10 protein-coding genes and 2 pseudogenes are annotated in these 14,433 nt (G+C 57.3%); 9 read left to right on the forward strand and 3 right to left on the reverse strand.

What is annotated here, in order from left to right; all coding sequences use genetic code 11:
• Positions 1-1,324, reverse strand: a 1,324-nt coding sequence (locus DKT77_RS06960) for a transposase (RefSeq protein WP_109810993.1), incomplete at its 3' end; no start/stop codon positions are given.
• A 199-nt stretch (positions 1,325-1,523) separates the two neighbouring features.
• Between DKT77_RS06960 and DKT77_RS20670 the strand changes: the two genes are divergently transcribed.
• From DKT77_RS20670 to DKT77_RS06975, 4 genes and pseudogenes are all read left to right on the forward strand, one after another.
• The gene (locus tag DKT77_RS20670) at positions 1,524-1,916 is read left to right on the forward strand and encodes a hypothetical protein (protein ID WP_146204975.1); all 393 of its coding nucleotides are present in this window, start codon (positions 1,524-1,526) and stop codon (positions 1,914-1,916) included.
• A complete protein-coding gene (locus DKT77_RS06965; RefSeq protein WP_109810994.1) occupies positions 1,913-3,217 on the forward strand; it encodes a tyrosine-protein kinase family protein in 1,305 nt (434 codons plus the stop codon). Before DKT77_RS20670 ends, DKT77_RS06965 begins: the two co-directional genes overlap by 4 nt.
• The gene (locus tag DKT77_RS06970) at positions 3,214-4,713 is read left to right on the forward strand and encodes a hypothetical protein (RefSeq protein WP_109810995.1); all 1,500 of its coding nucleotides are present in this window, start codon (positions 3,214-3,216) and stop codon (positions 4,711-4,713) included. Before DKT77_RS06965 ends, DKT77_RS06970 begins: the two co-directional genes overlap by 4 nt.
• Positions 4,714-4,969: 256 nt before the next feature.
• Positions 4,970-5,212 (forward strand): annotated as a pseudogene (locus tag DKT77_RS06975) (DNA methylase); the annotation flags it as partial.
• A gap of 68 nt (positions 5,213-5,280) precedes the next feature.
• Here DKT77_RS06975 and DKT77_RS21630 read toward each other — a convergent pair.
• Positions 5,281-5,454, reverse strand: a complete 174-nt coding sequence (locus DKT77_RS21630; protein WP_238547729.1) for a hypothetical protein — start codon at positions 5,452-5,454, stop codon at positions 5,281-5,283.
• An 88-nt stretch (positions 5,455-5,542) separates the two neighbouring features.
• Between DKT77_RS21630 and DKT77_RS06985 the strand changes: the two genes are divergently transcribed.
• Entirely contained in the window at positions 5,543-6,007 is a 465-nt protein-coding gene (locus DKT77_RS06985; RefSeq protein ID WP_109810996.1) for a hypothetical protein, read from the forward strand.
• Positions 6,008-6,397: 390 nt separating this feature from the next.
• On the opposite strand, the gene DKT77_RS06990 is transcribed toward DKT77_RS06985, so the two are convergent.
• Positions 6,398-6,856, reverse strand: a complete 459-nt coding sequence (locus DKT77_RS06990; RefSeq protein WP_109810997.1) for a DUF3489 domain-containing protein — start codon at positions 6,854-6,856, stop codon at positions 6,398-6,400.
• Between the two features lie 371 nt (positions 6,857-7,227).
• On the opposite strand from DKT77_RS06990, the gene DKT77_RS06995 reads away from it, so the two are divergent.
• The 4 genes and pseudogenes from DKT77_RS06995 to DKT77_RS07005 form a co-directional block, all read left to right on the forward strand.
• Positions 7,228-11,580, forward strand: coding sequence for an NACHT domain-containing protein (locus DKT77_RS06995; RefSeq protein ID WP_109810998.1), 4,353 nt, complete (start codon positions 7,228-7,230; stop codon positions 11,578-11,580).
• Positions 11,581-11,666: 86 nt separating this feature from the next.
• Positions 11,667-12,968 carry a hypothetical protein gene (locus DKT77_RS20675; RefSeq protein ID WP_146204976.1) on the forward strand — a complete coding sequence of 434 codons (1,302 nt, stop codon included), beginning with the start codon at positions 11,667-11,669 and terminating at the stop codon, positions 12,966-12,968.
• Positions 12,969-13,274: 306 nt separating this feature from the next.
• Positions 13,275-13,754 (forward strand): TniQ family protein, encoded by a 480-nt coding sequence (locus DKT77_RS07000; protein ID WP_274520059.1) that lies wholly within the window; start codon positions 13,275-13,277, stop codon positions 13,752-13,754.
• 164 nt (positions 13,755-13,918) lie between these two features.
• A pseudogene (locus DKT77_RS07005) lies at positions 13,919-14,433 on the forward strand (hypothetical protein); the annotation flags it as partial.

Below are 14,433 nucleotides of genomic sequence, written 5' to 3' on the forward strand. Positions count from 1 at the left end.
GGGCGATGGCGGCGAGGAGGAATTCGTCCTTGGCACCGTTTGGTCCGCGGAGCCGCAGACGGGTCAGTCCGAGGATCCGTTTCAGGTGGGCGAAGAGCATCTCCACCTTTTTCCGCTTGTCGCGCGACACCTTGTAGGCCTTCGTCTTGCGGCATTCTCGGGCGAACTCACGTGCCTCTTCGTGGGGCTCACGGGTGACGTATCGCGCATCTGCTTTTGGGCAGCAGATGTCCTTGGATGGACAAGCTTGGCAGGTCGCCTTGAGGGCACGATATTTCTTGCGCCCACCGGTGTCCTGACCCCGGTTTGGATCGGAATAGTTCCGGCGGAACTGCTTGAGCGCGTGCCCCTCCGGGCAGATGTACTGGTCGTTCGCCTCGTCCCACTCGAAGTCTGCTCGGGAGAACGTCCCGTCGGTCCGCTCCGACTTGTCGATCACCGGGATGAACGGGATGATGCTGCGTTTCTCGACCAGCCAGCCGAGGTTTTCGGCATTGCCATAGGCGGTGTCCGCAGCCAACCAGTCCGGTCGGATTCCGAACCGCTTCTCCGTCCTGTCCAACATGGTGCGAGACGCCCCGACCTCGGCTTGGCGGATCGCTCTCGTCGCCTCGACGTCCATGATTACAGAGCTTTTCGTGTCGATCAGATAGTTGGTGGCATAGGCAAAGTAGGGGCGGCTTTCCTCGGCGCGCGTCCATTGCGCTGCTGGGTCCGACTTGGCCACGAACTTCGGCTGGCTCGGGGACGCGGCGCCGAAGGCGGCATCATCCAGCGTCTCAAGGTATTCACGCGCGGCCCTGTTCCCTGCGTCACGCGCCACCTCAGGGCTCCAGTCTTCCGCCGCGATTGACCGGATCTTGTTTGCGTCAGCAGAAATAAGGCTGGCATCCACTGCAAAGCCCTCGCCGGACACCAGGTCCTCTTTCAGGCACCGCTCGACCGTGGCTTCGAACACCTGCCGCAACAAGTTGCTTTCTCGGAGCTTGCCATGGCGATAGCGGGAAAATGTCGAGTGATCCGGAACATTCCCTTCCAGCCCAAGGCGGCAGAACCAGCGATACGCCAGGTTCAGGTGAACTTCGTCGCACAGGCCGCGCTCGGACCGGATACCCATGACGTAGCCGATCACAAGCATCCGAATGATCAGTTCGGGGTCGATGGAAGGGCGGCCAAGGTGGCTGTAGAATGGGCGCAGCGAGTCACGAAGGCTCTCGCCGTCAAGAAACCGATCGATCTCTCGCAGCATGTGATTGGCCGGGACGTGCCGCTCCAAATCGAAGTCGTAGAACAGCTGCGTCGGTGCTTCCTGCCTGCCCATCATCCCGAAATCCTCCCATCCCCTCATAGTTGAGTGAATCGAAAGACTTGCCGCAGCGCAACAAAGACTTTTTCAACGGCATCGGCGGAAAGCTGCCGTTCGCTGCGTCTGCTTTCAAACCTTTGATTTGCGGACTCCTACGGTGTTATGCGCCCGCAGCACGAAGCTTGGCAACCGGCGCACCAAAGACTACGAAAGATCCATGAGCCAATTCACGCCCAACATGACCAAGGCTGCCCATCGCAATTGGGCGGCTGCTGAGCGAAACAGGAACGCAGCGGGACCTGACCGCACGACCGCGGGTTATCTCTATGGGATTGCCGCTGAGTGCGCGGTCAAGGCTTTGTTCCGCGATATTCCTTGGACCACCGACAGCAAAGATGGGCCTGTCTACGCTCATTTCCCTCAACTCAAAGCGAAACTCCGCGACGCGATTTCTGGGCGCGGAGCATCGCAGCTCGCGCGGTTTACAGATCAGCATTTTATGGAAGGCTGGGCTATCGATATTCGATATAGCGATGGTGCACGACCGGACAACGCAACCTTGGAGAAATGGCGCACGGACGCAGAAGTAGCTCGGGCTGAATTGCTATGAGAGAACCAATTCGTTTCGATACCAGCCTTCCTCAGTTCGTGGCCAGTCTCAAAGCTGCATATCGTGGAGATCTGGCCGCCGCAGAGCCTATTGTGATCCGGGACTTTGAAGGCCGCCTTGGCATTATTCTGGACATCGCCGAAGCAGATCTTGACGGCTTGAATAAAGCAGTGGCCGAGCATCTTGGCCCATATGCCCGCCCCGAAGACCCCGTGCGTGGACGCGACTCGGTCGGCGTCTCCCGGATCGTGGCGGAGGCCCAAACCGCACCCGTTCTGAAGATTGAGGGAGTGGACCTTCGACTTCTCGACCGCCGGATTGTGGGTGCAGATTGGATGGCGCGTCCCGTGCTCAAGCCAGGCACGATCCCCCGGTTTGCGTTTGTCAGCATCAAGGGCGGTGTTGGTCGTTCCACGGCTCTTTCTATCGCGGCGACGCATCTGGCCCGGACGGGTTTGCGGGTGCTCGCCGTGGATCTCGACCTCGAAGCTCCGGGGCTCGGCGCGACACTCTTGAAGCCAGACGAACTTCCCACTTATGGTGTCGTAGATTGGCTCGTCGAAAACGGGCTATCCGGGACTGATGGCACGTTCCGCGCCGATTGCATCGGCAGATCTTCCCTCTTGGATGGAATTTCTGTCGTGCCCGCCTTCGGTAGCCAAACCCTGGCACATCCCGCCGATGCGCTTGCCAAGATCGCCAGGGCAAGCATCGAAGACATGCGCGCCGGCACCCCCGTGCCTCTTCGCGATCAAATGCAAGAAATGCTGGAAAGCTTTGAGGCGACCGGCGACTATGATGTTGTGTTGATTGACGGGCGCGCGGGGCTGCATGAAACGACGGCGGCCCCGGTCCTCGGGCTCGGAGCGAGAGTTCTCCTGTTTGGCATCAATGAGCCGCAGACCTTCCAAGGCTATGCCTTCCTTCTGGCTCACATCCGCGAACGTATCCCGGGGGGCACAGATTGGGAGGACAACGCCTGGTTCGTGCAAGCCAAGGCAGATCCCGCGGACATGAAGATCGCGAAGGAGCGTTTCAACGCGCTTTGGAGTATGGACGAAGGGCCGCTTGCAAAGCCCGAAAAGCTCGGGCCGGACGATCTCGAGTTAGCCTGGGCGGACAATGACGCTCCGGCCCCCCTGCCCAAGGAACCGGTGCCGTTGCTACGTATTCTTAACGACGAGCGCTACCGCAGCTTTAATCCGGTTGAGAACCGCGTCCAACTCGATGAGGGGCTCGTGCGGTCGACCTTCGGGGGGCTTCTGGATTGGTTCGACGATCAGATGGAATCGGGCAAATGACCATTGGCCAAGGATCCCGCCACCCCAAACCGGAGGATATCTCCGCGATTCGCGAGGCCATCTCCCGGTTTGACCCCAGCGCTTCGACGACAATTGTCGGACAGGACAAGGCAAAGTTGCGCGACGTCTTCGCGCCCACAGCCCATAGCAAAGCGCTCGATCCCGCGACCACGCTTGTTCTCGGCGCGCGCGGGGCGGGTAAGAGCTTCTGGGCGAGCGTGCTCTACAACAAGGACACCAGGCGGCTTGCCGGCGATCTCTACCCTCGCCTGGAACTCGGCAAGCTCCGGGTCGAGATTGGATTTGGAGGCGTGAGCCGCGCAGGTGTGTCTAAGGACCAGATCGACAAACTGGTGCCCCCGGGGCAGGAGAAAACGTCCGCAGCTCCCTTCTGGCAAGCCGTCATCGCAGGCGCGGCCCTGAAAGTGACCGAGCCTGACCAAAAGCACCTCCCCAAGGAGATGCTCAAGCGTTTCGCGGATCCCCAGGATTGGGCCGATGCCATGGCGGAGGTCGATGACGAACTTACCAACCAGGGCGAGACTCTCCTCATCGTCTTTGACGCGCTCGATGCAATCTCGGAGGATTGGGGACGGCTAAGCGGGCTCATTGACGCGCTGATGCGATCGGTTTGGGAGTTGCGCGGGTTCAATGCGATCCGGGCCAAGCTTTTCATGCGACCGGACCAGTTGAGCGAACTCACGCTACGATTCGTGGAACTGCCGAAGCTGCGGAGCGGAGCGGCCAAACTCGGGTGGGGGCAGGCGGATCTTTACGGGCTGATGTTTGCGAGATTGGCTTTTGACGAAGAGGCGGCGGAGGCATTCGGTCTTTTCGTCGATGCTCAAGGTTTGGGCAAACCGCCGGAAAAACCAGAGGAGCTTCGAACCTGGAAGCTGTCCAGCAATAAAACCCTACAAGAAAAGCTTTTCGAGGCCATGGCGGGTAACTTCATGGGCGCAGGACCGCGAAAGGGGAAAACCTTTGACTGGCCGTATAACCATTTGGCAGATGGCCTCGGAGATGTGACGCCACGCAGCTTTCTCATCCTGATGCAGAATGCCGCGGAACGGTCCCAATCCCGAGATTCAGGCGCCCTCATCCTCCTTCCGCAAACGATCCGCGATGGGCTCAGGGAAGCCTCTAAAGTCCGCATCGATCAGCTGCACACGGAATACCCTTGGATCAAACGAGTCCTCCAACCGCTCGCGGGTCTACGGGTGCCGGCAGAACCACAGGTCTTCTTTGACGCTTGGATAGAGAACGCCACGGTGGAAGCCGCCGTGAAAATTGCGCGCAAAGAAAATGCCCTCACTCCGGTGCCGATCAATCCGTCCCGGAAATCTGATCTGTCTGATAGAGAGCCCGACCTCGCCGAACGCCTGGCCAAGATGGGTGTCCTCACAAGCCGCCCAGACGGGCGCTACGACATGCCCGACCTCTTCCGCATCGGCGCAGCGCTTCTGAAAAAGGGAGGGGTCACTCCGAAAGCCTGATGCTGTAGATGTTTACTCACTGAAAGCTGCACCGCGGCGTTGATCCACATCGTCAAGGTCCGCTCTGGGCCGGGAGTGACGGCCGCCGCTACCTGCCAGGCGCACGACCCGATGCGCCGCCGCATGACCGCTCCGAGCCCAAATTCACCACCTTGATCTCGGCGAGGTGCGCAGTTGCAGCATCGCCGCGGCCGTCGCTCCCGGCCCATTCCCGACCTTCGTGCCGTGCGCGGCGGATGACCGGTCCCAGCCCTTCGCCACCAAGGTCGAGCGTCTGCTCGGCTCTGTGAAGCCGCTCCTGTTGGTCACTGATCCGCCCTACGGAGTGGAATATGACCCGGGCTGGCGCAAACAGGTGGGGACGGCGAAGGCCAAGCGCACCGGTAAGGCGCTGAACGATGATCGCGGCGACTTGCGCGAAGCCTGGGCGCTGTTCCCGGGCATTGTCGCCTATCGCTGGCACAGCGCGCGGCACGTGGCGACCGTCGCCGTGAGTCTCTGAGGTCGCAGCATGAAACACTCCCGCCTGATGTCGCTCGTCGAATCCGTCGCCAATGTAATCGTGCGCTACGGCGTCGCGGTCATGACGTAGATCCTGATCTTTCCGATCTTCGGCCTGCAAACGACGCTGGCGCTGAACCTGAAGATGGGCGTGGTATCCAGCGTGGTCAGCATCGCGCGGCCTACGTCCTGCGGCGGGTGTTCGAGGCATTGAATGCGCACGAAGAAGTCTTGGGCCATCACCTGCGATTTGGTCCGACAAGTCGCTAATGAGTTGCCCGTCCAAGGCTGAGGTGTAAGCTGTTTGAAAACAGTTCGGATCGGAATCATGGCGATAATCCAAACCTCTAACAAACTCTCGCTGCGCCAAGAAGAGTATTGCATCTGCTCGGAGCCATATGTTTTCTTTCGGCTGATCTCTGACCGGGACGGCGTTCGGCTTATGACTGCAACTGCCTCTGAGGACACCGGGGAATATAGGGTATTCGGGAATCAAGCGTCGTTGATTAGCGCAACCTCTCGGGCGTTTGAGGATCGCAATCTGAACTACGCGACGAAGAAGGATCAGATGGGGCGGGCATACATTGAGACCTCCGTCTATCCGGACAAGGATGACCTTCTTCACTTGGCTGCGACGGTCCTCGACCAAATTGGGTTCGAGGATATCTCTGTCTTGGCGCTGCGAGAAATGAAGGCCATCTACGATGAATTTTCTGTGGGTGACAGCGGTGAATACACCTACCTAAGCGGCGGCATGTGGATCACCTCAGATGGACGCCTGATTGAGAAATAGATTCATAGGCAGGAGAACACGTCCATGAGAGAAATTTGGTGGTGCAAAAATGGGTGACTTTGAGGATTTGTTTGGCGCGGGTGCAGACGCCGTAGACATTATCGAGGGCTACAGCCGCCAATATTCGCGTGCAAGTAATCGAGAAAAGGCGAACTGGTGGGGAACAGCTTCGGAAGAAGAACTCGAAGCGGCTGATCAACAGGACGAAATTGAAGCTTGGCGGGCGTCGATGGCGTCGCGGGGATATGAAAGAGGTCCGCAGTTTGCGTCTTACGACGAGCTCGCTGAATGGGATAAAAGCAACACGCGACCCCACGTCCGTCGGCGGACTTCCCGAGGCTTCGAGGTGTTTTTCACTGACGGGAAAGGTCCGCAGCGCAATTCCAACTCTCAAACCCTTCGAGAAAGAACCCCACCCACGGTATCAGACGACGATATCCCATTTTGAGTAGTTTGCAGAACGGCCGCCAACTTCTTTTGCCGACTTTCAGTCGACCTCAGGACCTTGGCGGATGAAGTAGACCCGCCCGCGTCCTCGACTTTTTCCGAGGTAACGCCGAGTCCGAGCCTCTTCTTCAGCGCCCCGGCGATCGCGCCGCGCACCGTGTGCGACTGCCAGCCCGTAGCGGCCATGATCTCTTCGATGGTCGCGCCGTCCGGCGCGCGTAGCATGGTGATCAGGGTCGCTTGCTTGGTGCCCTCGCGTGGCGTGCGCGTCTTGGGTGCGGGTTCGGGGGCGGCGGAAGTGTCCTGTTCGATGCCGATGGTGGCAAGGCCTGCGTCGGTGGCAACCAGCGTGACGCCGTGGCCGTCGCCGGTCTCGCGCCAGACGAGTTCGCCCTTGCGCATGTCCGCCGCGACCTCTTCGCAAGGATCGCGCTGCGTAACTTGGAAAACGCTACAGCTGAGCCATGGGTGCGGGATACCGCAGGCCGAGCGTGGTTGAACAACTCCATCCGACCGGTGAATGACTATGTCCGCTTCCTGCGCACTGCTGCCGTTCGTGACAAGCGCAGCGAACGGCAACTCCCCGCCCTGTCTGCCGGATCTGGCGCAACCGGCCCTTACCCGCCGTTCGTGGAAGCCGAAGCAAATGACTGGGCTTTAGCCCGGAGCGTATGCAACAGAAAAGTCTATTCTCTTGGAATGCGGGTGATATCTATGCAATTGGTTGAGTATGCTGCGTGTTGGAACAAGACTCAGCTTAGAGAGCATAAGGCATGGGTCACAACTACAAACCAACCGCAATCACAAGAGTTGGCTTCGCATACCAGGACTTGGTTGCGGCACAGACACTGCTTGATTTCTATCGCAACCCCAGAAAATATTCGTGGGTACAGGTCGAAGCATCCGACCAGTCATTCCGTGCCGTGGATGACGTGGTTGCGTGCCTAGCTGATGGTCGGTTCGAAGTTACACAGGTCAAGTTTGCGGTCGATCCAGAAAACCCAAAGACAGCGCTTGATTGGGAATGGCTCTTAGGCGCGAAGCCCAAAGGAAAGTCTTTCCTTCAGCACTGGGCTGCGCCAGTCTTGAAGATTTTGGATGATGGTTGTCTGGCGAATGCTCGTCTCATGACGGATCGAAAACCGGATTCAGAGTTTTCCAAATCCTTGAAGGGCAGTCGTGTAAATTATTCAAAGATCCCTTTGCCAATTCGTACGCAGATTATTGCACAGCTTGGATCGGCTACGGCCGCTCAAAAGTTCTTTAAAAACTTTGACTTCATTCACTCGCAACCCATACTTGAGGACCTTGAAGCGACCCTCTGGGCGCGTATAGCATCTGACACGGACAGCGCTGGTTGGGCATTATTCCAGAAACAGCTCCAACTTTGGGCGACACAAAAAAATCGGCCAGGCCCTGACGGGCGTATCCGCTACATCCATCTCCAGCAAGCTTTTTCCCCTGAAAGAGCCATGCCCCTTCCCCAAGATTTCACGGTGCCAGAAAACTACCGTGTGCCGGACGAGAGCTTTTTTGACGATTTCTTTTCGCGGACAGTAAATGGCGATGGCGTCACGGTTCTTTGGGCTCCTCCTGGGCGTGGGAAAAGTACTTTACTCAGCCACTTTAAGTCGAAACTCGATACTAAAAAGGTTGTGTGTATAAGGCACCACTACTTCCTTAGCCTCAATGACAGATCTGAGGGAAGGTTCCACTTCCAAGCTATTGCACGTTCGCTAGAAGCTCAACTTCAAGAGGCGATGCCTGACTTGAGAGTGCGGAGGCATAGCACTTTGGGCGAAACGATCGAACAAGCTGCCCGGAATGTCATCGCCGAAGGAAGACGCCTTATCGTGATCATCGACGGACTCGATCACGTCTGGCGAGAAGGCCGTGATCGTGAGCACGCCGAAGAACTCTTTAACGCGCTGATCCCCGCCGTACCAGGTACCCATCTGGTAATTGGGACCCAGAAGATTGCGGAAAAGGACCTTCCAAAAAGGATGCTGGCTGCAGCACCTATGGAAGGCTGGGTCGAGCTTCCTCTTATGAATCGCGCTGCAGTTGAAGGCTGGATTGCATCACAACACCGCGCTGGACGGCTGAATCTCTTCCGATGGCCTCACCAATCGAAAGCGAAGGCGCTTGCAGCGGTTTCTGATGCTTTCTTTGACATATCCAATGGCTTGCCTCTGCATCTGATTTATTCATTCGAGGCCGTTGCCCGTGCCGGCAATGAAGTGACACCAGACCTAGTTCGAGGGCAGCCGGCCTGTCCCAGTGGAGACATCCGGGATTATTACGCTGGGTTTATGTTGCAGCTTTCTCCACGCGGGAAAGCAATTCTACACGTCCTAGCTGGTCTCGACTTCAGTCCGCCGCCATTTGCTCTCAATAACTGCTTTGGCGTGGACGATCAGAGCATCTTGGGGCTGGCCGAGATCGGTCATCTCCTCGACTTTCGAGAGATGGAAGTACGCCCCTTTCACGGTAGCTTGTTCGCCTTTCTTCGAGATGATCCCAGTCACCATTCAATTTTTATGGCCAACAGCTCGCCGACTTTGGCATGGCTGGAAACAGAAGCGCCTCCCTACTGGCGAGAGGCGTGGCTATGGATCACTCAGGCAACACGCGGGAAAGCACAGAACCTAATCAAGGGACCTTCCCGTGAGTGGGCGTTGTCCTTCGTCACTGCGGGGTACCCGATCGACCGTTTGATCAATGTATTGAATCATGCTGAACAGGCCGCTTTCGAAGTATTCGATTTGGCAAGCGTCGCGCGTCACCGACTTGTAAAGATTCGTGCGATAAATGCCGTTGAGCTACAGCACGAAGAACTAGCCCAGGTTTGGTATGTTGCGGCCGCTTTAAGTGGCGACATTTATTTGCCGGCCGTCCTTCGCGCTGACTTGGTTAACTTGCCTTCCTCGCTAATCTCGGCGCTCGTCCAGATGACCGATGAGAGTCAGCGAGATGCGCTTGTCGAGCAAGCTGTTGAGGAACTTAACGGACGCATCATCCAAAACCGCCACGAAGAATACATCAGCAATGACCAGCAAGGCGATTTTGCTCGGGCTGTGGTCTCAGTAGTTGCTGCAAGCAAGAAGAACGAGGTTGCTCGGGTACTGCGTTTCGCGCGCGGTTATGGTCAAGCAGACTCTATCGTTGCCGCTTTCGCTCAAAGCGCGCGCCTTGTCGGAAATGTTGGTTCTGTCTTGCAAGCGGGTAAGAGTTTCACAGGCGTCGAGTTTGACCGCGAGCTGTTTGCGTGCCTGTGCCTCGAAGGCCTGTCGCCTGCTAGCCAAAATCCGTTGAAGGCAGAAAAGCACCCCGCTATTCGCTGCTTGGGGATCGTCAAAGGAGACGCAATAAAAGCAAGCAACTCCGGCAAAAATCTGTCGACGCTTTTTGCAGGCGCTGATGGCCCAGTAGATCGCCACCAAACAGATATTCGAGGAATCGTCTATAATAATTTCATGTCCGCACTTGCGGCTGCTCTGGCGGGAAAGCCAACAAAAAGCTGGGTAAAGATCCCGGATCATGCATCGGAAAGCTGGCTCGCGGGTGCAGTACGTGCGTTTGAAAAACTCGCGCAATGCATCGCTGCACACTGGGCCAACACGAAGCGTTGGCCAACTCTCGGTGACGTATTCAGTTGGTATGATGGGCAACCTTGCTACGAGCGAGGCTATGACGATCAAAGGCGTTTCATTGCTGTGCGCCTTGCGCTTATCGACGCCGCCTTCGATCTTTGCCTCATAGGTCGAGGGCTTGATGCTGCGTATCAAATCGACGATGCCGCTCTTTCTGAGGCCCGTACATCACCCTTCTGGCTTAACGAACTTTGGCTGGAGAAGCTCACAACACGCCGGATATCATTGCATGACCCGGCTAGCGCTGAGACGTTCATTTCGACTTACATGGACGAACTCAGACGGTCCGTGACTGTGTTTAACGAGCGAGCTGCTAACTACGGCAAGCTGGCTCTTGCAGCGCACGACCACAACAAACTTCGGCTCGCAGCCCAGGCATTGAGACATGCTGTCGATTGTTTGTTTGGGTATGGCTGGCGAAAGGATGCATTTGCAGACGACGTTCTTACCGCGTTAGGAATGATGATCGAAGTTGGGGATCAGAACGCCAAGCAAATCCTCTTGGATCTAGCAGGCGCGTTTCATCGCATCACGGACTACACCGACGGTGACGGAACCGATCATATCCGCAGCGAATACTACGCTGCCGTGGCAAAGCACTATCCCGAACGCATCGCGCCCATGCTGAACGATCTAATCAGGGCTGAGGACTGGCACTATGCCGAAGAATTGTACAAGGAGCTTCCCTCTCTCCCTTTGGCCCAGACCGCCGAAGGATCTGCACTTCTTTCTACCTTTATCATGCCGAGCGAAAGACTGGCCGTTGAGAAAGCCAACCTATCTCCGTCCATCGGGGATGATCTCCGCAGAAAAGTTGGGCCCAACATCGAACACGCACTCAAGGCGGATCGATACGCGTCCGCAAGCCACGAGAATGAGGAAAAGGGCAATGTGGAGCCTCCAAAGCCTGGCGACTACCCCCCCGGCAAGCTCTCGGAACTGATTGCTGAGCGTAGCCGCCTGAACATTTACGATAGTTCGAGGTCGACAATCGGAGAATGGCTCAACTATTGGGATGCCAAGGGGCAGGGTACCGCGGCGCTTACCGATTTGGAGGCGGAGTTGTCCGAACCACGACTTCACCTAAAGATCGAAAGCGGCCTTGATACGGCAGCCGAATTGGCGGCAAAGCTTCACGGTCGCAGCGATGCATTCAAGTGGTTGGTGCGCGCCCACATCGCACGCTATGGCTGGCAAAGATATTTCACAAGCCAAGACGAGGCGGAAGCTCGGCTCGAGCTAGTCGCTCGCGACCACAGGGCGCGTTGGAAGGACTTTGTCCGCGAGACCAGTAAACCCGTGCTCAACCTTCGAGAAAGTAGAAACGGATTGGTGATCGGCTTCACGCGGCTAATCTATTTCCTCATCCAGATAGGCGAACTTGAACTCGCCAAAGCCCATACCGACGCGCTTGTCGACGCTTTCATGGAAGAAGTTTCTCAACAGCCATTGGATAAACCTTCGTGGGCTTAGCAGTGCATTCAATAGATATCCTCCTGACCCGGCTTCTATGGCCTGCCCCCCGCGTTCGATTGGAAGCCGCGAGAGCTCTAGCGGAGTTGATCAAGTCTGGTGATCGCAACGCCGCCGATCGCCTGCTGGTTTGGATTAGCCAAAAGAAGTTTGAAAGTGAGGTGATCATTGGTCTCAATATCATTGAAGCTTTTAACTTAGGTGCTTTTTTCGAGTTTCGTGAGGTGCGAAACTCCATAAATGCCGCGTCACACCTATCTGACTGGCTTCTGAAGGCAAACTTTAACCAAGCCGATAGGCTTTTTCAATTCAGATACGCTTACGCTCCTCCAAAGAGAGCGGAATTACCAGAGTCGCTTCGCCGCTCGTTTTCGGCCTTCAATGGCGTGCCGCGGATGTTTCACTCCCACCTCTCCCATCTGGAGAGATGGTCGGGAATGCCGTTCTGTAAGCGATGGCAACATGAGTGGGAGTGGCTTCAAGCAACGGAACTTCGGAGCCAGGGCGATCCTTCATACTTCTTCCATGGTAACCGCGAGTTAACCGGGCAGTTCGACTTCGCTGATCGTGAAACCTACGTTTCGGCATATCTGCGGACGCTTTCCTTTGCCGCTTCCGAATGGGAGCTGCCTCACTCGATAGCCCAGCAACATTCGCGAGCGGCTCTAACCTTGAATCGCGGCCTCGCAGGGATTGCGCCAGTAGAGAGGCCCGGATGGTCGGATGGCATTCTGCTCGGCGAGCGTGACCCAAAGTCAGTCGCATCAGCCATTTGGGCCGCGGCTGCTTCAAGTGCTTCTCCGGGTCATATACTGGCGGCTTTACGTGCCGTCGAGGTGGACGGAACCGGCTACGCGGTGTTCGAGTTTGATGTTGTAACCGGGAGCGCTGCTGCATTAGCAAATCCCGACAAGCCTGATGATTGTAAATGGTCTTTTTTGGCTAATCCCGCTCGCTATGAAGGCGGCTTCTATTCCAGCCCAGATATCGGTTTTAAACCAAAATCAAGAAGACTCTGCGGCAAAGTAATAACGCTTGATGTTGGTCGCTCCTTGGTGGACCTCGCGCAGTATGTGCATCTACCGTCGCCTCACGCAGATCAGCCAAGATCAGAGATCGGCTGCGTTGAAAGCGGAATGGAAATGCTGGGTGGTGGATCGCCAATCGCCTTTTGGCAGCACTGGTATAGCGATTGGGAACCCGCCTGTCCTCATCAAGTGAGTCATTTAGTTGGCTACAAGACCACTGTGAGTCGCGATTTCCTTGAGGCGTTTTGCGAACGAAATTTTCTTAAGTCCGCTGTATGGTGCAGCGTAAAGTCAGGCACACGGCAATACCGCTACACAGAGTTTCAGGATCGGGAAGAAGGATTCTGGATCGACATTTAATCCAAAGAGAAATTGCCCTTAACGGCTCTTTGCACGTACTGCAGCGAAGGTCGGCTTTCCGCCCAACTGTCATTCGCCTCGTACTGATTCTGCGCCCCGGTGAAAGGCCGATCTGGTAAAGTTGCACCGCAGCGTCGACAATGACAGTGAATGACGGGAGGATAGGAGCGGTGAGGCCCTGATCATCGACGATCCACCGCAGGCCTCCAAACAGATCTATTTTGGCTTTCGACAGCAGCAATCGAGCCCTTTCATATTTGGCCAAAGCCCTTTGTCAGTGAGCATCCCGCCATAACCGACCTTCCGATCCAGACCCCGAGACCAGCCCCACGCGAGACGGTGTATTCGTACCTCAGCCGCGTTGCAGCCACATGGAGAACCGGGACGGTTGAATTCGCCCACGATATCGGCGCGCCGTTCAAATACTTCCTCGAAGAGAAACCTGAGGCTTTCGATGCGCTCGCGACTTGGGCCAACCTGACATCCGAAGAGATGGACACGCTCCTGTCGTGGACGGGGCAGCGCATTGGCGATGTCGGGATGAAGTTTCGCGGCGAAGTGATCGTTTCCCGCGCCCTGCGCAATCCGCAGATACGCGGCTGCCCCGTTTGCCTACGGGAAGATGCCGGGGGACAGGACGGTCCCGCAATCGCGGCCATGGTCATGCGCGGCGACTGGCAGCTTCGCGAGGCGTACTCTGCGTTCGGCATGGATATCCGCTTGTCACGCTCTGGACCGTTCCACTGCCGCGAGACCGCAACGATATCGCAGCGCGCCTCGCTTTAATCGAGGACGATATCCTGTCGGGAGCCTTGTATGCAGCGCGCCAGACACCTTCCTCCTTCGATCTCTGGCTCGATGCTCGGCTGGAGGACGGTCGAGACGACAGTTGGTTCCGCGCACACCCACTAAGGGTCGGGGCGATCTTTTGCCCGCTCCTCGGCGCGGCCTTGCGGCGCGCGGACGGGACGGACTGTGACGCAACGCCCGGCGCGGATCACGCTGCGGGCTTCGAGGCCGCGCGCCATGGCTCAGTGGCCATCCGCGATGCCTTCGACCGGATCGCGGCGGCCGCAACCGGTACATGGGACGGGCCCAACAAGGCCTTCGGTCAGTTGTACATGAGGTTCAGCCAGGATCTGCTCCACGACGACGCGTTTGCCCCGCTTATCGACCTGATGCGGGATTGCATTTTCGAACACTGGCCGATCGCGCAAGGCACCTGCCTTCTGGGAGAGGACATCGCGACACGCAAGCTGCACTCGGTCGTCACGGCCGCAGAGGAAACCCGGCTGTCCCCGGACCTTGTCGAGCAGGTCCTGGTTGAGTTCGGCGTGCTGTCGCCAGACGACCCGCGCCCCAGGGGTCGACGGTTGTTCGATGCACAGGCTTGGGCGGGCCTTCTCAACGACTTGCCCGAGCTTGTCGGCCTGAAAGCCATGCGCGCGGCGATCGGCGCAACGGA

Origin of the sequence: Meridianimarinicoccus roseus (assembly GCF_003172915.1) — a bacterium.
Lineage (GTDB): Bacteria > Pseudomonadota > Alphaproteobacteria > Rhodobacterales > Rhodobacteraceae > Meridianimarinicoccus > Meridianimarinicoccus roseus.

Coding starts and splice junctions, on each gene's coding strand:
- DKT77_RS20670 (WP_146204975.1), top strand. CDS start 1,524: ATGAGCCAATTCACGCCCAACATGACCAAGGCTGCCCATCGCAATTGG.
- DKT77_RS06965 (WP_109810994.1), top strand. CDS start 1,913: ATGAGAGAACCAATTCGTTTCGATACCAGCCTTCCTCAGTTCGTGGCC.
- DKT77_RS06970 (WP_109810995.1), top strand. CDS start 3,214: ATGACCATTGGCCAAGGATCCCGCCACCCCAAACCGGAGGATATCTCC.
- DKT77_RS21630 (WP_238547729.1), bottom strand. CDS start 5,454: ATGGCCCAAGACTTCTTCGTGCGCATTCAATGCCTCGAACACCCGCCG.
- DKT77_RS06985 (WP_109810996.1), top strand. CDS start 5,543: ATGGCGATAATCCAAACCTCTAACAAACTCTCGCTGCGCCAAGAAGAG.
- DKT77_RS06990 (WP_109810997.1), bottom strand. CDS start 6,856: ATGCGCAAGGGCGAACTCGTCTGGCGCGAGACCGGCGACGGCCACGGC.
- DKT77_RS06995 (WP_109810998.1), top strand. CDS start 7,228: ATGGGTCACAACTACAAACCAACCGCAATCACAAGAGTTGGCTTCGCA.